Genomic DNA, 24,137 nt, shown 5'->3' on the forward strand with positions numbered 1-24,137 from the left:
GCTCAGTGACGTTTTATGAGGAGATCGGCGGGATGGACACCATCCGCACGATCGTGGCCAAGTTCTACGAGGGCGTGGCGACCGACGAGCTGATGCGGCCGATGTATCCCGAGGAGGATCTCGGTCCGGCGCAGGAACGCCTGACGCTCTTCCTGGCTCAGTACTGGGGCGGGCCGACGACCTACTCCGAGCAGCGCGGCCACCCGCGGCTGCGGATGCGTCACGCCCCGTTCGAGGTCACCTCGGAGGCTCGCGACCGCTGGCTCGCCCACTTCCGCGAGGGCCTCGACGCCGCCGGGCTCACGCCCGAGCAGGACGCGCAGTTCTGGGCGTACGCCGAGCACGCGGCGAACTTCATGATCAACGCGCCCAGCTAGCCCACGTGCACGTGCGGCCGCCGGCTCCGGTCCGGCTCGGCACGCCGCAGGATCTCCCGGGTGGTCGGGGCGACCTCGCCGACCCCGGTGAACAGGAACCGCAGCAGGTTGATCGCCGGGTTGCCCTCGGTCCACTCGAAGTAGATGTGCGGCACGACGCCGGTGACGTCGCGGATGTGGAGCATCGTCGCGGCCAGCGCGTTGGGCACCGCCGGTGCCTCCAGGCGCAGCACCCGGCGGCGTCCGGTCACCTCGCCGCGTACCGCCAGGGTGCCTTCGAAGTCGGACGGGTCCGTGACGTGCACCTCGACGAAGATGATGTCGGCGTCGTCGACCAGGTCGTTGTCGAGGACCATCTGGCGCAGCTTGTCCTCGTACTCCTCGGGGCCCTCGGTGCCCTCGTGCTCGTTGGCGACCAGGCGGATCTGGCGGCGGGCACACTCGCGCAGGAACGTCTCGGCCAACTTGTCGAGCTCGACGCCGGTCACGCGCAGCTCGAAGGAGCGCATGATCCGGGAGACCAGCGAGACCCCGATGATCGCGGCGATGAAGCAGGCGGCGATCTTGACGCCGTCGGGACGCTCGATCACGTTGGAGACCGTGGTGTAGGCGAACACGACCGCGATCAGGCCGAACAGGACCCTCCGGACCTTCTGACCGGCCTTGTGCGCGGCCAGGGTCACCGCCACCGCGGCGGAGAGCATCAGGACCAGCACACCCGTCGCGTACGCCCCGCCCTGGGCATCCACGTCGGCGTCGAAGATCCAGGTGATCAGGAACGCTGCCGCCGAGATGGTCACCACCAGCGGCCGGGTCGCGGCCGCCCACTCCGGTGACATCCCGTAGCGCGGCAGGTAGCGCGGGATCAGGTTGAGCAGACCGGCCATCGCCGAGGCGCCGGCGAACCACAGGATGAGGATGGTCGAGATGTCGTACGCCGTCCCAAAGGCGCTGCCGAGGTAGTCGTGGGCGAGATAGGCCAGGGCCCGGCCGTTGGCCTCACCGCCCTCCTGGAACTCCTCGGCGGGGATCAGCAGGGTGGTCACCCAGGAGGAGGCGATCAGGAACACGCTCATCGTCAGGGCGGCCGCGGTGAGCAGCTTCTTCGTGCCCCGGATCCGGCCGGCGGGGTTCTCCTCGGTGTCGCTCTTGTCGCCCCTGACCTGCGGCATCACCGCGACACCGGTCTCGAACCCGCTCATCCCGAGGGCGAGCTTGGGGAAGACGAGCAGCGAGACGGCGATCATCGTCGTGACATCGCCGTGCTCGACGAAGAGCGCGTCGTTCCAGCTGGTGAAGACACCGGGGTTGCTGAACACGTGCACCAGGCCGACGACGATCACGACCAGGTTGAGGGCCAGGAAGGTGACCACCAGGCCGACGGCGATCCCGATCGCCTCCTTGAACCCCTTCAGGAAGACGGCACCCAGGGCGGCGAGCAGCACCAGGGTGATCACCATGTTGTGCCCGTCCCACGTGGACGGGAAGAGCGGGTTCTCCACCACGTGAGCGGCGCCGTCGGCGGCCGAGAGGGTCATCGTGATGATGAAGTCGGTGGCCGCGAAGCCGAGCAGGGCGAGCACGAACGCCTTGCCGCCCCAGCGGGACAGCAGCCGCTCCAGCATGGCGATCGACCCCTGCCCGTGCGGGCTCTCGGCCGCGACCCGGCGGTAGACCGGCAGCGCACCGAGCAGGGTCAGCCCGACCAGGACCAGGGTCGCGATCGGCGAGAGCAGCCCGGCAGCGAGCGCCGCGATGCCCGGCTGGTAGCCCAGCGTCGAGAAGTAGTCGACGCCGGTCAGGCACATCACCTGCCACCACGGGTGCTTCTTCTCGTGGGTCTCCGTGGGCGCTGCGGCGCCCGGGACGCTGCTCGCCGTGGTCACTGCGGTCACCCGATCAATTCTTCAGCCCGATCGACCCGGATCGGGCATCCGAGCCCCGCGGGAAGGCGTAAGGATTCCGTCAAGATTCCGGGAGGCGGGTGTCAGAGGAGCGTCCAGACACCCGCGAGGGCGTAGATGCGAGCGCAGGCTGGTCGTATGGAGCTGCTGGAGAAGGTCACGGCGGTACGTGCCGGCGCAGCGGCCGCCGTCCTGCTGATCGCCACGGCGGTCCTCACTGTCGTCGGCGTCGGCTTCTCGACCTGGCTGATCACCATGGTCGCCCTCAGCACCGGAGCCGCACTGACGCTGACCACGCCGTACGCCCTGCTGTTGGCGCTCACCGGGTGGGGGCTGGTCACCGGGTTCGCGGTCAACACCGGCGGTCAGCTGACGTTCGGCGCCAGCGACCTGCGCCACCTGGGGCTGCTCCTCGCGCTGGGGGTCGTCGCCTCCCGCTACTCCCCCGGACCGGCCTCGGGCTCCGCTTCGGCATCGAGGGTGTAGCCCACACCAGGTGTGGTGACGAGGTAGCGCGGGTGGGCGGGGTCGGCCTCGAGCTTGCGGCGCAGTTGAGCGGCGTAGACGCGGAGGTAGTGGGTCTCCTTGGCGTACGCGGGGCCCCAGACCTCCTTGAGGATCTGGTCGCGCGGCACCAGCCGGCCGACGTTGCGGGCCAGCAGCTCCAGGAAGGACCACTCCGTCGGGGTCAGCCGGACGTCCTCACCGGCGCGGTGGACCCGCTTGCGCGCGAAGTCGATCTCGAGGTCGCCCACGGTGAGCGTGGTCGCGGCCGGGGGCGCGGACTCCTGGGACCGTCGCACCGCGGCCCGCAGCCGCGCCATCAGCTCGTTCATCGCGAACGGCTTGGTGACGTAGTCGTCGGCCCCCAGGTCGAGCGCCTCGACCTTGTCGTCGCCGTGCTGACGCGCGGAGAGCACGACCACCGGCACCTGGGTCCAGCCCCGCAGCCCCTCGATCACCTCGGTGCCGTCGAGGTCCGGGAGGCCGAGGTCCAGCAGGACCACGTCGGGGTGGGTCGCCGCGGCGGCGGCCAGCGCCGAGCGCCCGTCGACCGCCGTCTCCACCTCCCAGCCGGCGGCGCGCAGGTTGATCGCCAGCGCGCGAAGCAGCGCCGGCTCGTCGTCGATGACAAGCACCTTGCTCATGCGCGCGGCACCGCCAGCGCCATGGTCAGCCCGCCCCCAGGAGTGTCGTCGGCCGACAGCTCGACGCCCAGCGCCTCACTGAGCCCCCGGGCGACCGCGAGGCCGAGACCGAGACCGCCGGGCGAGGTGTCGTCGAGCCGCTGGAACGGCTCGAACATCCGCTCACGCTGGCCTTCGGGTACGCCGGGGCCCCGGTCGACGATCATCACCTCCACAGTCTCGGGGGTCACGTGGGCGAGGATGCGCACCGGCTCGCCGGACGAGACCCGGACCGAGTTGGCGACCAGGTTGGCGACGACGCGCTCGAGGAGGCCCGGGTCGGTGCGTACCAACGGGGTGTCCTCGCCGACCTCGAAGGAGACCGCGCCCGGGGGCAGGCCCGCGACGGCCAGGGGAAGGGACTCCTCCAGGCTGACGGCGCCCATGACGGGATGGACCAGGCCGGCCTCGACGCGTGACAGGTCCAGCAGGTTGTCGATGAGGCTCTCGAGCTGGTCCGCGGACCCGGCGGCCGACTCGACCAGCACCTTGCGGTCCTCCTCCGGCATCCGGCCGACCAGGAGCCCGTCGAGCGCGGCACGCATGGTGGCCAGCGGCGTACGCAGGTCGTGGGAGACCGCCCGGAGCAGCGCGGTCGAGGTCTGCTCGGCCCGCTCCAGCGCCATCGCCCGGTCCGCCTGGTCCCGCAGTCTCCGGTATTCCAGCACCAGCGAGGTCTGCACCGCGAACGCCTCCAGGACCCGGCGTTCCCGCCCTCGCAGCGGGCTCCCGCGCAGCACGATCACGTGGGTGTCGTTCACCGCGACCTGGGTGTCGCCCTGCTCGGGCTCGGCGGGATAGCCGATGCCGGCGCCGGCCAGCCGCACCCAGCCCTGCGGCGTCTGTTCCAGGAGCACCACCGCCTGCTGCCCGAAGGTCTCGCGTACGCGGGTCACGATCGCCTCGGCCGTGTCCTGGCCGGTCAGGACCGAGCGTGACAGAGCACCCATGGTGGCGGCCTCGCCCTTGGCCTGACGAGCCTCCTCGGCGCGTCGGGAGGCCCGGTCCACGACGGTCGCGACCGCCACCGCGACGGTCACGAAGACGATCAGGGTCACGACGTTGCGTGGCTCCTGGATCGTGAACTTGTGCACCGGTGCGGTGAACCACCAGTTCAGGTGCAGGAACCCGGCGATCGCGGCGACCACGGCCGGCCAGCGTCCTCCGATCAGGGCGACCAGCACCGTGGCAGCCAACAGCAGCATGCTGGCCAGCGGAAGCCGCTCGGCCGCGTCGGCGGCACCGTCGCGGTTGAGCAGCCAGGCCAGCCCGAGCGGCACCAGGACGGCGCACAGCCAGCCGAGCACCTGCCTCCGTCGACTCAACGGCGAGCCGGCCGAGGCCCGCGCCTGTGCGCCCCGGGCGATCTCCTCGTGGGTCACCAGGTGGACGTCGATCGACCCGGCCGCGGTGGCGATCCGGTCACCGGTGGAGCCGGTGAACAGGCGGCGTACGCGGGAGTGCCGGGAGACCCCGACGATGATCATGGTCGCGTTGGCGCCGACCGCGAAGTCGACGACCGCCCCGGCGGCGTCCTCCCCCACGACGGTGTGGAAGGTGCCGCCGAGCGAGGCGGTGAGCGTCTGCGCCCGGTCGAGCCCACGGTCCTCGGGACGGGCCAGCCCGTCGGCGGCGACCACGTGCACCGCCAGCAGCTCCGAGCCCTTGGCACGCTGGCACAGGCGCGCCCCACGGCGCAGCAGCGTCTCCGACTCGGGCCCGCCGGTGACCGCGACCACGATCCGCTCCTTGGTCGGCCACGGGTGCTCGATCCGGTTCTCGCGCCGGTAGTCGCCGAGCGCGTCGTCGACCCGGTCGGCCAGCCACAGCAGCGCCAGCTCTCGCAGCGCGGTCAGGTTGCCGACCCGGAAGTAGGAGGTCAGGCTGGCGTCGATGTTCTCGGGCCGGTAGATGTTCCCGTGCGCCATCCGTCGACGCAGCGCGTCGGGAGCCATGTCGACGAGCTGGATCTGGTCGGCGGTGCGCACCACCTCGTCGGGCACGGTCTCCCGCTGACGTACGCCGGTGATCCGCTCGACCTCGTCGTTGAGCGACTCCAGGTGCTGGATGTTGACGGTGGTGATCACGTCGATCCCGGCCGCCCGGATCTGCTCGACGTCCTGGGCCCGCTTGGTGTGCCGGCTGCCGGGCACGTTGGTGTGCGCGAGCTCGTCGATGCAGACCACCGTCGGAGCCCGGGCGATCACCGCCTCCACGTCGAGCTCGGTGAAGGTCGCCCCGCGGTAGCCGATCTCCCGGCGCGGAACCAGCTCGAGCCCGTCCAGCATCTCGCCGGTGTGCACGCGCTGATGGGTCTCCACGAGCCCGATGACCACATCGGTCCCGCGGGCGACCCGCCGCTTCGCCTCGCCGAGCATGGCGTACGTCTTCCCCACCCCCGGTGCCGCACCGAGGTACACGGTGAGCCGGCCGCGCCTGGGCACGGCCGGCTGCTCCGCCCTGTGATCGTTGCTCACGAGGATCAGTGTGCCGCCTGCTTCACCGCGATGTTGAGCAGGAGCACGTTGACGTGCGCGTCACCGAGCACCCCCCACGTACGTCCCTCGGTGCTGTCCGCGACCAGCTCACGCACCTTCGCCTCGGTGAGACCGTTGGCCTTGGCCACGCGGGCGACCTGGAGCGAGGCGTAGTCGGGCGAGATGTGCGGGTCGAGGCCGGAGCCCGAGGCGGTGACCGCGTCGGCGGGGACGTCGGCGGCCGCGACGCCCTCACGGGCGGCGACCTCGGCCTTGCGCTCCTTGATCGCGTCGATCAGCGCCGGCTCCTCGGGGCCGAGGTTGGACCCGTAGGAGGACAGCGTGTCGTAGCCGTCACCGGCCGCGGAGGGGCGCGGGTAGAACAGCGCCGAGTCGTCGTTGACCTGCCCGATCAGGGCGGAGCCCGCGGCCTCGGACGGGTCCGTCGTGTGGCTTCCGTCGGCCGTCACCAGCGAGCCGTTCGCCTGCCAGGGGAAGGCGACCTGGGCGATGCCGGTGACGAGGAGCGGGTAGCCGAGACCGAGCACGAGGGTGGCCGCGATGAGCACCCGGAGCCCGGCCCAGGAGTGCCGCAGAAGGGCGTAGATGTCGTTCATGATCACAGTCCTGGGATGAGAGAGATGACGAGGTCGAGCAGCTTGATGCCCAGGAAGGGGGCGATCAGGCCACCGACTCCGTAGAGGAGGATGTTGCGGCGGAGCAGCTCGACGGCCGACGAAGGGCGGTAGCGCACGCCGCGCAGCGCCAGCGGGATCAGCACGATGATGACCAGCGCGTTGAAGACGACCGCCGAGACGATCGCGGACTCCGGCGTCGAGAGCCGCATGATGTTGAGCACCTCGAGCTGCGGGAAGGCGACCACGAACATCGCCGGCAGGATCGCGAAGTACTTCGCGATGTCGTTGGCCACCGAGAAGGTGGTCAGCGCGCCTCGGGTGATGAGCAGCTGCTTGCCGATCTCGACCACGTCGATGAGCTTGGTCGGGTCGGAGTCGAGGTCGACCATGTTGCCGGCCTCCTTGGCAGCGGTGGTGCCGGTGTTCATCGCGACCCCGACGTCGGCCTGGGCCAGCGCGGGCGCGTCGTTGGTGCCGTCGCCGCACATCGCGACCATCCGGCCACCACGCTGCTCCTTCCGGATCAGCGCCAGCTTGTCCTCCGGCGTCGCCTCGGCGAGGAAGTCGTCGACCCCCGCCTCCTTGGCGATCGCGGCCGCGGTGGCGGCGTTGTCGCCGGTGATCATCACCGTGCGGATGCCCATGGCGCGCATCTCGTCGAACCGCTCCCGGATGCCGTCCTTGACGACGTCCTTGAGGTGCACCACGCCCAGCACCCGCGCCGGGTCGCTGTTGCGGTGCTCGGCGATGACCAGTGGCGTACCTCCGCTCTCGGCGATCTCCGAGACGACCACACCGGTCTCCGGGGGCACCTGGCCACCGTTCTCGCGGACCCAGGCCGTCACCGCGGAGGCCGCGCCCTTGCGTACGCTCAGGCCGGGGCTGTCCAGGCCGGACATCCGGGTGGTGGCGGAGAACTCGACCATCGTCGCCTCCGCGGGGCCGCCCATCGAGCGACCCACCAGCGTCAGGATGCTTCGACCCTCGGGGGTCTGGTCGGAGAGGCTGGCCAGGACCGCGGCGTTCTCCGCGCCGGTCAGGGTGACACCGGTGACCGGGATGATCTCGTGGGCCTGCCGGTTGCCGTAGGTGATCGTGCCGGTCTTGTCGAGCAGGAGCACGTCCACGTCACCGGCTGCCTCGACCGCACGGCCGGACATGGCGAGCACGTTGCGGCGTACCAGCCGGTCCATGCCCGCGATCCCGATGGCGCTCAGCAGGGCGCCGATGGTGGTCGGGATCAGGCAGACCAGCAGCGCGATCAGCACCAGCCAGGACTGGTGCGCGCCGGAGTAGTCGGCGAGGAAGTAGAGCGTCCCGCAGACGACCACGAAGATGACCGTCAGCGTCGAGAGCAGCACGTTGAGGGCGATCTCGTTCGGCGTACGCTGCCGCTCCGAGCCCTCGACCAGCGCGATCATCCGGTCGACGAACGACTGGCCCGGGTCGGAGGTGATCTGCACGACGATCCGGTCGGAGAGCACCAGGGTGCCGCCGGTGACCGCGGATCGGTCACCGCCCGACTCCCGGATCACCGGGGCCGACTCGCCGGTCACGGCGCTCTCGTCGACGCTCGCGACACCTTCGATGATGTCGCCGTCACCGGGGATCCGCTCCCCGGCCTCGACGACCACCCGGTCGCCCTTGCGCAGGGCGGTGGAGGCCACCGCCTCCTCGGTGCCGTCGCCTCGCAGCCGACGCGCCGAGGTCTCGGTCTGCAGCGCCCGCAGCGAGGCCGCCTGAGCCTTGCCGCGGCCCTCGGCGACCGACTCGGCGAGGTTGCCGAAGACGACGGTCAGCCAGAGCCAGGCCGTGACCAGCCAGCCCATCACGCTCGGGTCGAGGATCGAGAGCACGGTGGTGGCCACCGCGCCGATCTCGACGACCAGCATGACCGGGGTCTGCACGAGCAGGCGCGGGTCGAGCTTGCGCAGCGCACCCGGCAGGGCAGCCCTGATCTGGGCAGCCGAGAGCGCACCCTTCGCGGGCGGCACGGTGTGCCGGTCGTGGTGGTGCTCCTGGGGTTCCTCGGTGTCGGAGGCAGGAGGAAGGACGTTGAACTGGGTCATGACAGCGACTCCACGATCGGACCGAGAGCAAGGGCAGGGACGTACGTCAGGCCGACCACGACCAGCGTGACGCCGGTGAGCAGCGCGACGAAGAGCGGGCGGTGGGTGGGCAGGGTGCCGGCACCGACCGGCAACGGCCGCGTGGAGGCGAACCTGCCTGCCAGCGCGAGCACGACCACCAGCGGCACGAACCGGCCGAAGAGCATCAGCACGCCGAGCAGCGTGTTCCAGAACGGGGTGCCCGAGGTCAGTCCGCCGAAGGCGGAGCCGTTGTTGTTGGCAGCGCTGGTGACGGCATACAGCATCTCGGAGAAGCCGTGCGCACCGGAGTTGAGAATGCCCTCGGGGCCGGCCGGGAAGGAGACCGCGACGGCGGCACCGACCAGCACCAGGATCGGGGTCACCAGGATGTAGACCGCGACCAGGGAGATCTCGTGCCGGCCGATCTTCTTGCCGAGATACTCCGGTGTACGCCCCACCATCAGGCCGCACAGGAAGACGGTCACGATGGCGAGCATGAGCATGCCGTAGAGGCCCGAGCCGACGCCGCCGGGCGCGACCTCGCCGAGCATCATCATGAAGAGCGTGATGCCGCCGCCGGGGGCGGTGAGGCTGTCGTGCATCGCGTTGACCGCTCCGGTGGATGTGCCGGTGGTCGCGGCCGCGAAGAGCGCCGAGGCGGCCTCGCCGAAGCGGGTCTCCTTGCCCTCCATCGCGCCCCCGGCCAGCTGCGGCGCGGTGCCGGGCCCGGCCAGCTCGGCCCAGGTCAGCAGCGCGGTTCCACCGAGCAGGAGGACTGCCATCGTCGCCAGGATCGCGCCGCCCTGGCGGCGGTCGCGCACGATCAGGCCGAAGGCCCACGCCATCGCGAACGGGATGATCAGGATCAGGAAGATCTCGAGCATGTTGGTGAACGGGGTCGGGTTCTCCCAGGGGTGGGCGGAGTTCACGTTGAAGATGCCGCCACCGTTGGTGCCGAGCTCCTTGATCACCTCTTGGCTGGCGGCCGCGGCCGACGTCACGGTCTGCTCACCGCCGCCCAGGGTGGATATCGTCTGGTGGCTACGCAGGGTCTGCATGGTCCCGCTGGCGATCAGGACCAGTGCGCTGACGACCGAGATCGGCAGCTGCACGCGCACCACGCCGCGTACCAGGTCGGCCCAGAAGTTGCCGACCCGGCCACGGCCCTGTCTGTCGCCCTGTCCGCGGCCACGGGCAAGGCCCCGGGCGAAGGCGGCGGCGACCGCCATCCCGACCGCCGCGGAGACGAAGTTCTGCACCGTCAACCCGGCCATCTGGAGCAGGTTGCCCGCGGCGACCTCGCCGGAGTACCACTGCCAGTTCGTGTTGGCCACGAACGAGACCGCGGTGTTCCAGGCGCCGTCGCTGGGGAACGGGTCGAAGCCGAGACTCAGCGGCAGCCACTGCTGGGTCCGCGCGAGGAGGTAGAGGAACAGGAGCCCGACCAGGGAGAACCCGAGCACGGCGAGCGCGTACGAGCGCCAGTGCTGGTCGGCGTCGGGGTCGACGCGCAGCACCCGGTAGGCCACCTTCTCGGCGCGCAGGTGCTTCTCGGAGGTGTAGATGTGGGCGAGGTAGCGGCCCAGCAGCGGGACCGTGAGAGCCAGCGCGGCGATCAGGACGACGATCTGCAGCACGGCGGCGACGACGGCGTTCATCGGCTCACCGCCTGCGGCTCGGTCTCAGGCTCGTTCTGTGTGGGGGCGACGTCGGTGTCGGCGGGTTCGCCCAGGCGCCGGTCGATGACTCCGACCAACGCGGCGAGCCCGGCGAAGGACACCAGCGTGATGAGGATGTAGACGAGATCTAGCACGGCTCCATTGCATCCCCGCGCGAGGGCGGCCAGCCCCCACCTTGACGGTTCCCTGACGACGTACGCAGCGGGCTTGACGCTTCCTTGACCCGGATGTCACCCGAAAGGCGCGAGCGCCGGACGTACTCGAGTACCTCCGGCGCTCGTGGTGCGCTCTAGTGGGTGAGGACCCTCATCAGCACGCTCATGGTGGTGGCGACGAGAGCCGCGGCGGCGACCAGCACGACCCCGCAGTCCCGAGATGACGACGGGAAGCTGCGTAAGCCCCGTCGCTGTTCGGGAAGGTCGCGATCATCGTGGGAGGGGACTCGTAGAGACACACCTGCGACGCTAGGCGCTGCCGGCTCGGGTCCCGGCCCGCTTGACGCATCGCTGACGCGGGCGTCGCCCGCCTTGACGGATCCCTGACTCCCTGGCGGTACGGACAAGACCTGTTCCCGCGGAGAGCTACCGGCTGTGGCCCGCCCCGCGGTGTCGGCGTAGGCAACAATGTCGCCCATGCTGCAGCTGCGGATCACCTCGCCGGCGCACCTGACGCCCGCGGTCATCGACGTTCTGACTGCCGACCCAGCGGTCAGCGAGCTCTCTTCGCTCCCCGGTGCGTCACTGCGTCCCGAGGGTGACGTGGTGATGGCCGGAGTGGCCCGGGAGGCCGCCAACGACATCATCGACCGGCTCCGGGAGCTGGACGTGCACAAGGTGGGCAGCATCCAGATCGACTCGGCGAAGGCCTGGATGTCGGACAGCGTGGTGTGGGCCGACGTCACCCAGCAGGCGTACGACGACACCGAGGCCAACTGGACCTTCATGAGCCTGATGACCCTCGCGACGCTGCTGGCCGGCATCGCGATCGTCCTCGACTCCCAGATCCTGGTGATCGGGGCGATGGTGATCGGTCCCGAGTTCGGCGCCATCGCGGCACTGGGGGTCGCCCTGGTGCGGCACCGCTACCACCTGCTCGGCCGCTCGCTGGGCACCCTCGCCCTCGGGTTCCTCGTCGGCATCGCCCTCACCACGGTGGCTGCGCTCATCGCCCGCGCGCTCGGCTGGATCACCCTCGAGGACGTGCTCGCCGACCGACCGGGAACGGGCTTCATCTACACCCCGGACAAGTGGTCGTTCATCGTGGCGCTGATCGCGGCGGCGGCCGGCGTGCTCGCGCTCACCTCGGCCCGGGTCGGAGGCCTCTCCGGAGTCTTCATCTCGGTCACCACCATCCCGGCGGCGGCCAACATCGCCCTCGGCCTCGCCTTCGGAGTCGGGCACGAGATCCGGGGAAGCGTACTGCAGCTGCTCCTCAACATCACCGGCATGGCGCTCGCGGGCTGGGCGACGCTCGCGGTCCAGAAGGTGGTGTGGAGCCGGGTCTCCGAGCGCCGTGCGCTGTTGGTGGCCCGACTCAGGAAACGCTGACAAAGGTCCCGCTTCTCGACATCTGCCGCAAGCACTGGGAGGCTACTGGACTCAAGCAGAACATTTGGTTGACCAGAGCGCTCTCGGAGGACGCATGCGGGCAATTCAGCGGGCTATCGTCGGAGTCGGGCTTGCAGTCGTCGCCCTCGTCGCGATGGCACTGCTCATCGGGGGGATACGGTCCATCGGACCGGACCGGCCGAGCCGGCCCGCGACGCAGGCGACCGGTCAGCAGACTCCGCTCGCCGATGACCCGAGCGGTCCGCCCGAGCCCATCGACGCCGCCGAGGACACCTCGGTCGGCACGCTGCCCCCTCCTCCCGACGCCTCGCTCACCACCCAGCTCGCCTCGCGTGATCTGCTCGCGCCGCCCGAGTCGGCGCCGAACGCGCAGCGCCCGGCCGAGGGAACCACGCTGAGCGCCCGGAAGTCGCGCTCCGGGGAGAGGTCCGGGGAGACCTCAGGTCGGGCCCCGACCATGCCCGAGCGGGACCTCACCGCGACCCAGGACGACTGGGACTGGAGTGCGTGGGCCGACATGGACGGCTGGTACGGCGACCACGACGACGACAACGGTGACGACTGCCGGCGGGAGCACCGCTATGAGCAGCGAGATGACCGTCGCACCGACTGCGCCGATGACGACCGGCGCGACTGAGGCTGTCTAGAGCACGCCCTCGACGGCAGCACGCACCTGCGGGCTGGGCTCGACGGCCTTCCCGGACTCGAGGTCGTAGAAGACCAGCGTGACCTGCCCGCGCGCGAGTCGCAGGTCTCCGTCGGCGATCTCGGACTCGATCGTCATCGACTTGGTGCCCAGCCGGGAGACGTAGCTCCACACGTCGTACGGCTCCGAGCGAGCCAGGACCGGCGCGTGGTAGGTGACGTCGGTCTGCGCGACCACGACGGAGGGCCAAGACTTGATGTCGTTGTGGGAGCTGAGCCGCTTCATCAGCGCCAGTCGCGACTCCTGGAAGTACTCGAAGTACTTCACGTTGTTCACGTGCCCGTAGGCGTCGACGTCGGAGAAGCGGACGTAGAGCGGGAAGCGCCCGTCCTCGAGCCGCTTCGGCTCGCCCAGCGCGAGCGGCTTCGGCGACCACTCCTCCGGATAGGCCTCCAGGTACGGCTGGAGGTTGGCCTTCTCCTCCGGCCTGAGCCGGCGCGGCGACTCGGTGGCGAAGACGTACGGCGCCAGGACCGTGCTCGCCCGCACGTAGACCTTGCGGGTGCCGTCGGGCTGGTCGCGGAAGATCTCGTAGGCCATCGTGAAGCTGGCCGCCCGGATGTCGGTCACCCAGGACTCGACGTGGACCGGCGTGAAGTCGAAGAGCAGCGGGGCGACGTACGTGACCTGGTGACTGGCCACCACGACCCCCTCGGCCAGGCCCTGGGTCTGCGGGCTACGGGCGTGCGTGCGCAGCATGTCCACACGCGCCTCTTGGAGGTAGTCGACGTAGACGACGTTGTTGACGTGGCCGAGCATGTCGAGGTCGGCCCAACGCATGGGGCATTCGTAGAGGTGGCGCACGTGGCCGATCCTTCCAGATGATCTTGGGCACTGGGCCTGGCGACCAGACGCTGTCCGGGCGAGTATGGTGTCGACCACAGTTCAACCTACTCATCAGTAACCGGGAGTCTTCATGCCTGAGGCAGTCATCGTCGCCGCCGCCCGCACCCCGATCGGGCGAGCCAACAAGGGATCTCTGAAGGACTTCCGTCCCGACGACCTCGCCGCGCTCATCACCAAGGAAGCCGTCGGTAAGGTCGAAGGTCTCGACCCCAACGACATCGACGACCTGCTGCTCGGCTGTGGTCTGCCGGGTGGCGAGTCGGGCAACAACATGGGCCGCGTGGTCTCCGTGCTGAACGGCTGGGACAAGGTGCCCGGCGCGACCATCACCCGCTACTGCTCCTCCTCGGTGCAGACCTCGCGGATGGCGCTGCACGCGATCAAGGCCGGCGAGGCCGACATCATCGTCTCGGCCGGCGTCGAGACCGTGTCCCGCTTCGTCAAGGGCACCTCGGACCACCTGCCCGACACCGTCAACCACCTCTTCGACGACGCCCAGTCGCGGACCACCGCGACCGCCGCGTCCAACGAGAAGTGGCACGACCCGCGCGCGGACGGCCTGCTGCCGGACGTCTACATCGCGATGGGCCAGACCGCTGAGAACCTCGCCACCTCGCGCGGCATCTCGCGCCAGGAGATGGACGAGTTCGGCGTACGCTCCCAGAACCTCGCCGAGAAGGCCATCGCCGACGGCTTCTGGGCCCGCGAGATCACCCCGGTCACCACCCCCGACGGCACCGTCGTCTCCGCCGACGACGGTCCCCGCGCGGGCGTGACCCTGGAGGCCATCTCCGGCCTCAAGCCGGTCTTCCGCGAGGACGGCACCGTCACCGCCGGCAACTGCTGCGCCCTCAACGACGGCGCCGCCGCCGTCGTGGTCATGTCCGACACCAAGGCCGCCGAGCTCGGCGTCACCCCGCTGGCCCGGATCGTGTCCACCGGTGTCTCCGGCCTGTCCCCCGAGATCATGGGCCTCGGCCCGGTCGAGGCGACCCGGAACGCGCTGAAGTACGCCGGCATGTCGATCGGCGACATCGACCTGGTCGAGATCAACGAGGCCTTCGCGGCCCAGGTGATCCCGTCCTACCAGGACCTCGGCATCGACATCGACCGCCTCAACATCAACGGTGGCGCCATCGCCGTCGGTCACCCCTTCGGCATGACCGGCGCGCGCCTGCAGAACACCATGCTCAACAGCCTCGACTGGCACGACAAGACCACCGGCCTCATCACCATGTGCGTCGGCGGCGGCCAGGGCATGGCGATGATCCTCGAGCGCATCTGACCGAACGCCGAGTCGGCTCGTTCGAACGAGCCGACTCGGCGTTTTCAGCGCATCTCGATACCGGGACGGTCGCTGATGAGGTGGTCGGAGACGGCGTTCATCACCCGTCCCAGGGCCGCGAAGTCTTCCTCGCTGACCAGATCGATGAGGTAGTCGCGTACGCCGGTGACATGGACAGGCGCGGCCTCGCGCAGCAGCTCGAAGCCGCGGTCGCTGAGGGTGGCGACGACACCGCGGCCGTCGTCGACGGAGTTGCGGCGTTCGACGAGCCCGGCGCGCTCCATCCGGGTGATCGTGTGCGTGATCCGGGAGCGGGAGTGGGCCAGGGAGTCGGCGAGCTGAGCCATCCGCATGGCACCGTCGTTCTCGGAGAGGCGTACGAGGATCTCGTACTCCGGGAGCGAGATGTCGAAGCGCGAGCGCAGATCCGCGTCCAGGCGGTCATCGAGCAGGGTCATCCCCATCATCAGCGCACGCCACGAGCGCTGTTGCTCTTCGTCCAGCCACCGAGTCTCATCACCCACGGGGCATTACGTTAGACCTCTCTGCGAGCTGTTCCATGCACTGGCACCCCTTAACGGCGGGGAAGTCGTCACCGAAGGTTCGATGCACACCCGGGACGAGAGCCCCGAAACAGTCGGGACCAACGGAAGAATCACCCGGGACCTTAGCCCGGCAACTCGCTCGAGCCGAGGTCTTGCCGGCCCGAGAAACAATTCGCCACGGCTCTGGGTAAAGGCGAAGATTGTGCGGTGTCGACTCCCCCTGCCCTCGGTCTCCGTGACTTCATAGCCGCACTTCCACGCGAGGGCCGCTGGCTCCTGTCGACGGTTGCGATCCAGCTCCTCGGTCGTGGCATGACGCTGCCGTTCACGATCATCTACCTGCATGAGGTACGCGGCTTCGACCTCGGCCTCGCCGGAACCCTGATGGGCCTGATCGCCATCGTCGGCTTGGTCGTCACCGGCCCGGCGGGCAGCCTGATCGACAGGTACGGAGCCCGCCCGGTCATCCTCGGCGGCCTGGTCTGCGCGATCGCCGGTGACGTCATCCTCGCCTTCGCCACCACCCCGGTGCTCGCCGGTGCGGCGCTGTGCCTTCTGGGCGTCCAGGCCGGGGTGTCGTGGCCGGCCGCCAACGCCCTGGTCGCCACCGTGGTCGAGGGTGAGCTACGGCAGCGCTACTACGGAGTGAACTTCGCGCTGATCAACCTGGGCATCGGCGTCGGCGGCGTCATCGGCGGGCTCTTCATCGACGTGACCCGGCCCGAGACGTTCACCTACGCCTTCCTCGCCAACGCCGCCACCTTCACGATCCCGGCCCTGGTCCTGCTCGGCCCGCTGCGTCATCTCCACGGCCGTGCCGCTCGTCCTTCCGCCGACGAGCCCGACGCGACCGCGTCGTACGCCACGATCCTGCGCCGTCCCGAGGTCATCTGGCTGGTGGTGACAGGGGTGCTGCTCGCGACCCTGGGCTACGGCCAGATCGAGAGCGGGTTCCCGGCCTACTCACGTCAGATCTCCGAGGTCTCGACGCGGGTCGTCGGCTTCGCGTTCGTGGTGAACTGCGCGGTGATCGTGCTCGCCCAGTTCTGGGTGATGAACCGGGTCAGCGGCAAGCGGCGCACCCGGGTGCTCATCGCGACCGCGGTGATCTGGGGCCTGGCCTGGGTGGTGTTCGGGGCGACCGGCCTGGTGCCGGGCTCCGTCGCCGCGATCGTCGGCGTGGTCGCCTTCCAGGGGCTGTTCTTCGCCCTCGGCGAGACGCTGATGCAGTCGGCCTACCCCGCCCTGACCAACGACATGGCCCCCGACCACCTGCGCGGGCGCTACAACGCGATCAACTCGGCCGCGTTCCAGACCGGGGCGATCATCGGCCCGATCCTGGCCGGGTACCTGCTCGAGCACGGCCAGTCGACGGTGTTCATCGCGCTGATGGTGGTCGGCTGTGTCGGCATCGTCGTCGGATCGATGCGCCTGGAGCGCCGGATCACCCCGGCCGTGAACGGCGTACGCCCGGTGGAGGCCCACGAGCCCGCCACTCTGTGACAAACGCGCCGAGTCGGCTCGTTGTAACGAGCCGACTCGGCGCAGGGTGTGGTCAGAACGCGCCGACTCGGCGGGTTGGTCAGTCGCGGGTGAGGCGACGGTGGGTGACGCGGTGGGGGCGGGCGGCCTCCTGGCCGAGTCGCTCGATCTTGTTGGCCTCGTAGGACTCGAAGTTGCCCTCGAACCAGAACCACTCACCCTCCTTCTCCTCGGTGCCCTCCCAGGCGAGGATGTGGGTGGCGATGCGGTCGAGGAACCACCGGTCGTGGGAGGTGACCACGGCGCAGCCGGGGAAGTCGAGCAGCGCGTCCTCGAGCGAGGAGAGCGTCTCGACGTCGAGGTCGTTGGTGGGCTCGTCGAGCAGCAGCATGTTGCCGCCCTGCTTCAAGGTGAGCGCGAGGTTGAGGCGGTTGCGCTCACCACCGGAGAGCACGCCGGCCTTCTTCTGCTGGTCGGGGCCCTTGAAGCCGAAGGAGGCGACGTAGGCCCGCGAGTTCATCTCGAAGTTGGCGACCTTGATGAAGTCCAGACCGTCGGAGACGACCTCCCAGACGTTCTTGTTGGGGTCGATGCCGCCGCGGCTCTGGTCGACGTAGGAGATCTTCACCGTCTGGCCGACGTTGAGCTCACCCGCGTCGGGCTTCTCGGAGCCGGTGATCATCCGGAACAGCGTGGTCTTGCCGACACCGTTGGGGCCGACGATGCCGACGATGCCCGCGCGCGGCAGCGAGAACGAGATGTCGTCCCACAGGGTGCGGCCCTCGAAGCCCTTGACCAGGCCCTTGGCCTCCATCACCACGTCACCCAGGCGCGGGCCCGGCGGGATGTTGATGTCGGCGGTGTCGATCTTGCGGGCCTTGTCGGCCTCGGCGGCGAGCTCCTCGTAGCGGGCCAGACGAGACTTCGACTTGGTCTGGCGGGCCTTGGCGTTGGAGCGGACCCACTCCAGCTCCTTCTCGAGCATCCTGGCGCGCTTGGCGTCCTTCTGCCCCTCGACCTTGAGACGGTCCTTCTTGGTCTCCAGGTAGGTCGAGTAGTTGCCCTCGTAGCCGTGGATCGAGCCGCGGTCGACCTCGGCGATCCACTCGGCGACGTTGTCGAGGAAGTAACGGTCGTGGGTGACCGCCAGGACGGCACCCTTGTAGGACTTGAGGTGACCCTCCAGCCACTGCACCGACTCGGCGTCGAGGTGGTTGGTGGGCTCGTCGAGCAGCAGCAGGTCGGGCTCCTGGAGGAGCAGCTTGCACAGCGCGACCCGGCGGCGCTCACCACCGGAGAGGTTGTCGACGATCGCGTCGCCCGGAGGGCAGCGCAGCGCGTCCATGGCCTGCTCCAGCTTGGAGTCGATGTCCCAGGCGTTGATGTTGTCCAGGAAGGTCTGGAGCTCGCCGGTCTCGGCCATCAGGGCGTCCTGGTCGGCGTCGGGGTCACCCATCTCCATGTAGGCGTCCTCGAGGCGCTTCATCTTCGTCTTGATCTCGCCGACCGCCTCCTCGACGTTCTCGAGGACGGTCTTGCCCTCGGTCAGCGGCGGCTCCTGCTGGAGCATCCCGACGGTCGCGTCCTGGTCGCGGACGATGTCGCCGTTGTTCGGGTGGTCGAGCCCGGCCATCAGCTTGAGCAGCGAGGACTTACCCATGCCGTTCGGGCCGACGACGCCGATCTTGGCACCGTGCAGGAACGAGAGGGTGACGTTGTCGAGGACGACCTTGTCGCCGTGGGCCTTGCGCACATTGCGCAGGGAGAGGATGTAGTCGGCCATGGGCTCCACCCTAATGAGGTCGGGGCACGCCGGTACAACCGGCGCACGCCCGGCTCACCTCAGGCCGCCACGGACGCCTCCGTCTCGCCATCGTCGGACGTCGCCGGCTTCTGCTCCCACGGGTCCGACCCCGGGGCCCGCCAGTCGGAGAGCGGGTCGCGCTCGGGGTCGTCGTCGCGGGGGCCGGGCGCGGGGGCCGCGGCTGCGGCCAGAGTGCGCGGGTTACGCGAAAGGCTGGTCATGCCGCGGTTGAGGTCGTGGCCGACGACGGTCGCCTCGACCTCGAAGGTGTTGACCTCGAGCCCGTCCTTGTTGACGTAGCTGCGAGCCGACAGCCGCCCCTGGACGACCACCGGGTCGCCCTTGCGCAGCGAGCGCCCGACGTTTTCCCCCAGCTGACGCCAGGCACTCACCGTGAACCACTGCGTCAGGCCGTCGCTCCACTCCCCGGTGGACCGGTTGAGCTTCCGCGGTGTGCACGCCATCCGGAAGTTCGCCACCGAGACCTCACCGACGCTCCGCACGACGGGGTCGGCGCCGACGTTGCCGCGCAGGGTGATGATCGAGTCGTTCATCGTTGTCTCCTCAGTGTTCGCCCGCCTGATGCGGGCCTCGGAGACAACCCTGCGCTCGACCACCGACAGTTTCCGGGCGGCGTACGTCCGCCTGTGGACAACCCCGGATCGAACCGTCCCTGTGGACAGTGATCGGCCCGCCGACCGGTCAGCGCAGCGCTTTGGCCACCCCGTGGCGCAAGGCGGTGTAGGCCGCCAGCTCGGTCTCGATCGGGTCGACGACGAGCTCGCGGGAGACGTCGGCGACCGCCGTACGCAGCCGCGCATCGGCCGCGCGCGCCCGTCGTCGAGCGGTGGTGATCACCAGCAGGTGACACACGGCCCACAGCACCAGCCCGAGCCCGACACCCCCGAGGAAGAGGACGTACGGCAGCTCGACCCCGGCCACCGAGGGCGTCGCGTCGCCGAGCTGAGCGGCTCCGGAGAGAAGAAGCGCCACCGACCACACCAGCCCGACGGTGGCGAGGACGATGAGGAGCCACTGGAGCGCCTTGACCAGTCCGGTCCACAGCGGCAGCCGCTCGGCGTTGAGATCGACTCCGCCGACCGAGGCGTCGAGCCTGTCGGCGAGGTCGTCCATCCGCGAGACCGATGCCCGCCGGATCGCGTCGCGCCACGGCGAGGCGAGCCCGGCGCCGGCCTCGTCGGCCAGCTGGCGCACCTCGGTGTCGACCCGCGCCCGCTCGACGGCGGTGGTCTGCGGCAGCGAGGTCCGGGCGCGCCCGGCCAGCTGGGTCGCCTCCTCCCCGAGCGAGAGGTGCAGCCGCTTCAACGGATCGGGCCGAAGCCGGGAGACCCACGAGACCAGCGGCCAGCCGGTGGCCGCGCGGGCCCGGGTGCGTACGGACCGCTCGACCGCGTCCACCACGGTCGGCACCCCGGCGGCCTCGGAGATGGCGTCCTCGAGGGCCTCCACCCGGGGCTTGGCCAGGGAGCGCGGCTTGGCGTCGCCGGACGCCTTGGCGAGCTTCACGGCGGCGGTCTTGATGTCGGCCGAGAGCCGGGACTTGTTGGCCCGCTTCGCCGCGGCCCGCTGGGCGATCTCGGTCTTGAGCTGCGGGATCCCCCAGCCGAGCTTGGCCGAGACCGGGATCACCGGGACGTTGCGCAGCCCGTCCTGGTCGAGCAGGCGGCGTACGTCACCCAGCATCGACTCACGACGGTCCTCGGGAACCCGGTCGATGTGGTTGAGCACCACGACCATGATCTCGGAGTGGGTCCGGAGCGGCTGCAGATAGCGGTCGTGGATGGCCGCGTCGGCGTACTTCTGCGGGTCGAGCACCCACACCAGCATGTCGGCGAGCTCGACCAGCCGGTCGACCTCGAGATGGTGGGAGACCTCGGTGGAGTCGTGGTCGGGCAGGTCGAGCAGCACCACGCCGTCGAGCTCGTGCCCCTCACGGCGGGTGTCCAGCATCGAGTCGCGGGTGGTCTGGTGACGCTCGGGGATGCCCAGCCACTCGAGCAGCTCCTGAGCGCCCTCCGAACCCCACACGCAGGCGGTCGCCCAGGAGGTGGTCGGCCGTCGGACACCGACGGCGGAGAGCTCCAGCCCGGTCAGGGCGTTGAACGTGGACGACTTGCCCGACCCGGTCGCCCCCGCGACCCCGACGACCGTGTGGTCGGCGGAGAGCTTGAGGCGTCCCTGGGCCTTGTTGACCACGGTGCGCGCGTCCTCGACGAGTCCGTCGTCGAGGCGCCCCGTCGCCGCCACGGTCGCAGCGGTCAGTCCGTCCAGCCGATCACCGAGGTCTCCACCTCGGCTGACCAGGTTCTTTGCACCTTCGAGCAGGCCGCTCAATGGTCCCCCTTACCTTCCTGAAAAAGCTCAGTCTGACAAGTCTCAGCCATCGCCGCGCTGGCTGGCGAAACGAGCGTCGCCGACCTTCCGCGCAGCGTGCCGCAGTCGCTCCGGTGCACCATGGTCGATCTGCAGCGCGTCGACCTGACCCGTGTAGCGCGCACGCTCCTCGTCGACGAGACCCACGATGCGTACCTCCAGCGCCTTGCGCGCCCTGGACGCGAGCCCACGCACGGCCTGGTCGCCGAAGACCGCCTCCAGCAGCTTCTGGCCGAGCAGGAGCGTGCCGCCGGCGATGCCCACCTCGGCACCGACGAGCGCTCCGCCGGTCGAGGCGAAGACGACCACCATCAGCGCGACGCCGAGGCCGTTGACCCCGTAGGAGAGGAACTTCGCGGTCGTACGTTTGTCCTGACCCTCGCTACGCACCATGTCGAGCACGTCCTGCTGCCAGTCACGCACCGCACGCTCGGCCTTGGGCCGCAGCGCACGCGAGGCTCGGCCGAGGTCGGCGGGGCCGACTGCGAGCAGCCCGCGGCCGGCGGGACTCATCTGCCAGGCCGCCTCCGCCCTCTCGGCAGCCGCCTCGCACTGCTCGAGGATCAGCATCTCCAGGCCGCCCTGCACGGCCGCGGTCACCCGTTCGGCCTGCTGCGGCTTGCCGCGGACCGCGCCGAGGATCCGGTCGCGCAGCGCTCCGACCCGGGTCTCGAGCGCCTTGAGGATCTCCCCGCTCCCGACGAACTCCTGCCAGCGCGCGAGCACCTCGCCACGCAGCAGCGTCCCGTCGGCGGTCGCCGCCATGATCGACTTGAGCGCCTCGTCGTAGGCCATGTCCGCATCGGTACGCAGCCGCTGCGCGGCCTCTCCCTGACCGTCCGCGGTGTCGGCGATCGGGTGGACCTCCAGGGTCAGCGCCCGCACCGCACCGTCGAGGGTCTGGGTGACGACCTGGTGTCGCGCGGTGGCGTCATCGGCGAGCATGTCGAGCCAGGCACGCACCTCGGCGACATGCTCGGCCGGCAGCAGCCCGTGCTCGGAGACCTCACCCTCGTGGACGATGAAGAGCGGTGAGTCCTTGAGCCCGCGCGAGGCGAGCATCCGGGCCAGGTGGCCGGCGACGGTCTGGACCGCCTCGGTCGGAGTGCGGTCGAGCACCACCGCGACCGCGGTGGAGCGGTTGGCGGCGAGCTGGAGGAACTCCCACGGCACCTGGTCGGCGTAGCGCGCGGCCGAGGTGACGAAGACCCACAGGTCGGCCGCGGCGAGCAGCTCGGCCGCGAGCACCCGGTTGGCCTCTTCGACCGAGTCGACGTCGGGTGCGTCCAGGATCGCCAGGCCGGGGTGGAGCCGGTCGCTGGCGACCAGCTGCAGCGCACCGGGGTCGTTGGTGGGGTGGTTGACCCGCTCCAGCTCGGGAAGCAGGCGGTCCTGGCCGAACCAACGGCCGTCTTCGGGGTTGTGCACCAGCACCGGAGAGCGGGTCGTCGGCCGCAACAGGCCCGGCGTGGTCACCTTGGTGCCGACCAGCGAGTTCACCAGCGTCGACTTGCCGGCGCCCGTGGAGCCGCCGACGACCGCGAGGAGCGGCGCGTCGATGGTCATCATCCGCGGGATGACGTAGTCCTCGAGCTGCTCGACCATGTTCTGCCTGGCCGCCCGCTGCTCGTCGGTGCCGGGCAGGTCCAGCGGCAGGGTCACCTCGGTGAGCGCCTGGTGGAGCTGGATGAGCGAGGTCACCATCCGGTTGCTCTCGCCGCCGGACGCCTCGATCTCGGCCCGAACGGCCTCGAACTCGGTGGTCGGCTTCTCCGCGAGCATCCCCGCCGTCAGCGCCTCGTAGGCCGGCGGCGGGGTCCCCGGCGCCGGCTCAGGTGCGGTGTCGTCGTCTCTGTGTTCTTCACTCATCCGGTCATCACCTTCCCGCTCGGGAACGCGATGTGTGGACGTACCTCACTGATGCGGTCAACGTATGCCCTCCCCCGGGCGGCGAAGTCTGGCGGCGGGTTGCCGCGCAGGAATCGCCAGTGCAAGTATCCGAGCTCGATGGCAGCCTGCTGGTATTCACGCATGGCCGCAACCCCCTGAGCCCCTCCGTGGGTCGAGGCGAACTTCCGCGCCTGTTCCCGGCGACGCAGATCGACCACCCAGCCGACGTCGGTGTAGGGAATCAGCCCGCGTTGGGCGGCGTCGGTCAGCGACCGGGTCAGCACGATCCGCTCGGACTTTCGCCGCCACACCGCGAAGACCACCATCGAGACGAACGCGGGCACCATCACCACGACGTACGCCAGCAGGAAACCGGCCCCGTCATAGAGCAGTGTCGAACCGTTCCAGGTGCCGTGGGCGAGCACGGCGATGCCGAAGCCCAGCAGGGGCGCCACGACCTTCAGCCAGCGCTTGCGCGTCACCACGGCGATGCCGATGCCGATGCCGGTGAAGGCGGTGAAGAGCGGGTGAGCGAAGGGGCTGAACAGGCAGCGCATCACGAAGACGGCGGTGAACTCCCCGATGTGTCCCGAGGAGCTGTCGCCCATGCCGGGCGTGCCGTTGTAGGTGCCGCCCAGGTAGAGGATGTTCTCGGTGAAGGCGAAGCCGATGCCGACCATGCCGGCGTAGACGATCCCGTCGAGCACCCCGTCGAGGAGGTGGCGGCGCCAGACCAGCAGCACGAAGAGGAACAGCCCCTTGGCCGCCTCCTCGGTGACCGGAGCCACGATCGCGAGCTGGGTCGGCTGGCTCCACCCGGCGAGCAGCGCCCCGACGCTCTGCACGATCAGCGCGGCCGCGACCGCGACGAAGGCGCCCCACCCCAGGCCGAGCGCGAGCAGCGACTTCGGCTCGGGCTCGTAGCGGTCCAGCCACAGGAAGGCGTAGACCAGCGGCACCACCGGGATGGCTGCGAAGAGCACTCCCAGGATCGCGCCGGTAGGAGCAAGATGGTCATCGACGACGCTGGTGCTCAGCAGCACGATGCCGAGCACCGGCAACGAGGTCAGCACGACAAGCACGCCCACCACGATGGTGAACGTGCGGTTGCCTCTTGTCGGATCCTTCGGGATCGCCCCCATGCGCGCCAGACTATCGGGCGTGCGGACCGCACGCGCGACCCGACACCGGTCGAGACGTTCTCGCCACCCGCCTGGCCTGGGAACTCGCGAGCGTTGCCGATCCGGCGCGGCGTACGATTCCGG

General features: G+C 69.9%; 21 protein-coding genes. 6 read left to right on the plus strand and 15 right to left on the minus strand.

The annotated features are described in order from the left end of the window. Positions 1-5: 5 nt before the first annotated feature. Positions 6-377, plus strand: coding sequence for a globin (locus tag BLT25_RS23585; RefSeq protein ID WP_091051270.1), 372 nt, complete (start codon positions 6-8; stop codon positions 375-377). Here the strand turns inward: BLT25_RS23585 and BLT25_RS23590 are convergent. Next, positions 374-2,272, minus strand: a complete 1,899-nt coding sequence (locus BLT25_RS23590; RefSeq protein ID WP_091051271.1) for an APC family permease — start codon at positions 2,270-2,272, stop codon at positions 374-376. The two genes, BLT25_RS23585 and BLT25_RS23590, sit on opposite strands and share 4 nt — an antisense overlap. Before the next feature lie 147 nt (positions 2,273-2,419). On the opposite strand from BLT25_RS23590, the gene BLT25_RS23595 reads away from it, so the two are divergent. After that, the gene (locus BLT25_RS23595; RefSeq protein WP_091051274.1) at positions 2,420-2,767 is read left to right on the plus strand and encodes a hypothetical protein; all 348 of its coding nucleotides are present in this window, start codon (positions 2,420-2,422) and stop codon (positions 2,765-2,767) included. On the opposite strand, the gene BLT25_RS23600 is transcribed toward BLT25_RS23595, so the two are convergent. The 7 genes from BLT25_RS23600 to BLT25_RS30030 all read right to left on the minus strand — a co-directional run bounded on the left by BLT25_RS23600 (position 2,719) and on the right by BLT25_RS30030 (position 10,806). Beyond that, the gene (locus tag BLT25_RS23600) at positions 2,719-3,429 is read right to left on the minus strand and encodes a response regulator (RefSeq protein WP_091051275.1); all 711 of its coding nucleotides are present in this window, start codon (positions 3,427-3,429) and stop codon (positions 2,719-2,721) included. The genes BLT25_RS23595 and BLT25_RS23600 overlap by 49 nt on opposite strands. Continuing rightward, positions 3,426-5,945 (minus strand): DUF4118 domain-containing protein, encoded by a 2,520-nt coding sequence (locus BLT25_RS23605; RefSeq protein WP_091051277.1) that lies wholly within the window; start codon positions 5,943-5,945, stop codon positions 3,426-3,428. Before BLT25_RS23605 ends, BLT25_RS23600 begins: the two co-directional genes overlap by 4 nt. A 5-nt stretch (positions 5,946-5,950) precedes the next feature. Beyond that, the gene (gene kdpC / locus BLT25_RS23610) at positions 5,951-6,562 is read right to left on the minus strand and encodes a potassium-transporting ATPase subunit KdpC (RefSeq protein ID WP_091051279.1); all 612 of its coding nucleotides are present in this window, start codon (positions 6,560-6,562) and stop codon (positions 5,951-5,953) included. 2 nt (positions 6,563-6,564) lie between these two features. Then, positions 6,565-8,652, minus strand: a complete 2,088-nt coding sequence (gene kdpB / locus BLT25_RS23615) for a potassium-transporting ATPase subunit KdpB (RefSeq protein WP_091051282.1) — start codon at positions 8,650-8,652, stop codon at positions 6,565-6,567. Next, a complete protein-coding gene (kdpA, locus tag BLT25_RS23620) occupies positions 8,649-10,331 on the minus strand; it encodes a potassium-transporting ATPase subunit KdpA (protein WP_091051285.1) in 1,683 nt (560 codons plus the stop codon). Before kdpA ends, kdpB begins: the two co-directional genes overlap by 4 nt. After that, positions 10,328-10,486, minus strand: coding sequence for a hypothetical protein (locus BLT25_RS30025; protein ID WP_176884199.1), 159 nt, complete (start codon positions 10,484-10,486; stop codon positions 10,328-10,330). Before BLT25_RS30025 ends, kdpA begins: the two co-directional genes overlap by 4 nt. 155 nt (positions 10,487-10,641) lie before the next feature. Beyond that, positions 10,642-10,806, minus strand: a complete 165-nt coding sequence (locus tag BLT25_RS30030) for a hypothetical protein (RefSeq protein ID WP_176884201.1) — start codon at positions 10,804-10,806, stop codon at positions 10,642-10,644. A gap of 178 nt (positions 10,807-10,984) precedes the next feature. On the opposite strand from BLT25_RS30030, the gene BLT25_RS23625 reads away from it, so the two are divergent. Together BLT25_RS23625 and BLT25_RS23630 are read left to right on the plus strand one after the other, a co-directional pair. Next, positions 10,985-11,899: a DUF389 domain-containing protein gene (locus BLT25_RS23625; protein WP_091051287.1), complete on the plus strand. Its 915-nt coding sequence runs from the start codon at positions 10,985-10,987 to the stop codon at positions 11,897-11,899. A gap of 94 nt (positions 11,900-11,993) precedes the next feature. Continuing rightward, the gene (locus tag BLT25_RS23630) at positions 11,994-12,557 is read left to right on the plus strand and encodes a hypothetical protein (RefSeq protein ID WP_143033836.1); all 564 of its coding nucleotides are present in this window, start codon (positions 11,994-11,996) and stop codon (positions 12,555-12,557) included. 6 nt (positions 12,558-12,563) lie between these two features. Here BLT25_RS23630 and BLT25_RS23635 read toward each other — a convergent pair whose 3' ends face one another. After that, complete coding sequence (locus BLT25_RS23635) at positions 12,564-13,406, minus strand: acyl-CoA thioesterase (RefSeq protein ID WP_091051292.1); 843 nt, start codon at positions 13,404-13,406, stop codon at positions 12,564-12,566. 136 nt (positions 13,407-13,542) lie between these two features. On the opposite strand from BLT25_RS23635, the gene BLT25_RS23640 reads away from it, so the two are divergent. Beyond that, positions 13,543-14,757, plus strand: a complete 1,215-nt coding sequence (locus BLT25_RS23640; protein ID WP_091051295.1) for an acetyl-CoA C-acetyltransferase — start codon at positions 13,543-13,545, stop codon at positions 14,755-14,757. 44 nt (positions 14,758-14,801) lie between these two features. Here the strand turns inward: BLT25_RS23640 and BLT25_RS23645 are convergent, their stop codons facing one another. Beyond that, entirely contained in the window at positions 14,802-15,281 is a 480-nt protein-coding gene (locus BLT25_RS23645; protein WP_091051298.1) for a MarR family winged helix-turn-helix transcriptional regulator, read from the minus strand. Positions 15,282-15,509: 228 nt separating this feature from the next. Here BLT25_RS23645 and BLT25_RS23650 point away from each other — a divergent pair, with 228 nt between their 5' ends. After that, positions 15,510-16,805: an MFS transporter gene (locus BLT25_RS23650; RefSeq protein WP_091051300.1), complete on the plus strand. Its 1,296-nt coding sequence runs from the start codon at positions 15,510-15,512 to the stop codon at positions 16,803-16,805. A gap of 79 nt (positions 16,806-16,884) precedes the next feature. Here the strand turns inward: BLT25_RS23650 and ettA are convergent, their stop codons facing one another. From ettA to BLT25_RS23675, 5 genes are all read right to left on the minus strand, one after another. Continuing rightward, a complete protein-coding gene (ettA, locus tag BLT25_RS23655) occupies positions 16,885-18,567 on the minus strand; it encodes an energy-dependent translational throttle protein EttA (protein WP_091051302.1) in 1,683 nt (560 codons plus the stop codon). A gap of 59 nt (positions 18,568-18,626) precedes the next feature. Next, complete coding sequence (ssb, locus tag BLT25_RS23660; protein WP_091051304.1) at positions 18,627-19,142, minus strand: single-stranded DNA-binding protein; 516 nt, start codon at positions 19,140-19,142, stop codon at positions 18,627-18,629. Between the two features lie 148 nt (positions 19,143-19,290). Then, positions 19,291-20,943, minus strand: coding sequence for a YfjP family GTPase (locus BLT25_RS23665; RefSeq protein WP_091051306.1), 1,653 nt, complete (start codon positions 20,941-20,943; stop codon positions 19,291-19,293). Between the two features lie 42 nt (positions 20,944-20,985). Then, a complete protein-coding gene (locus tag BLT25_RS23670) occupies positions 20,986-22,851 on the minus strand; it encodes a GTPase domain-containing protein (RefSeq protein WP_091051308.1) in 1,866 nt (621 codons plus the stop codon). Beyond that, complete coding sequence (locus BLT25_RS23675) at positions 22,848-24,014, minus strand: PrsW family intramembrane metalloprotease (protein ID WP_091051310.1); 1,167 nt, start codon at positions 24,012-24,014, stop codon at positions 22,848-22,850. Before BLT25_RS23675 ends, BLT25_RS23670 begins: the two co-directional genes overlap by 4 nt. Positions 24,015-24,137: the final 123 nt, after the last annotated feature.

The sequence above is a fragment of the Nocardioides sp. YR527 genome, from assembly GCF_900101045.1.
Classification (GTDB): Bacteria; Actinomycetota; Actinomycetes; order Propionibacteriales; family Nocardioidaceae; genus Nocardioides.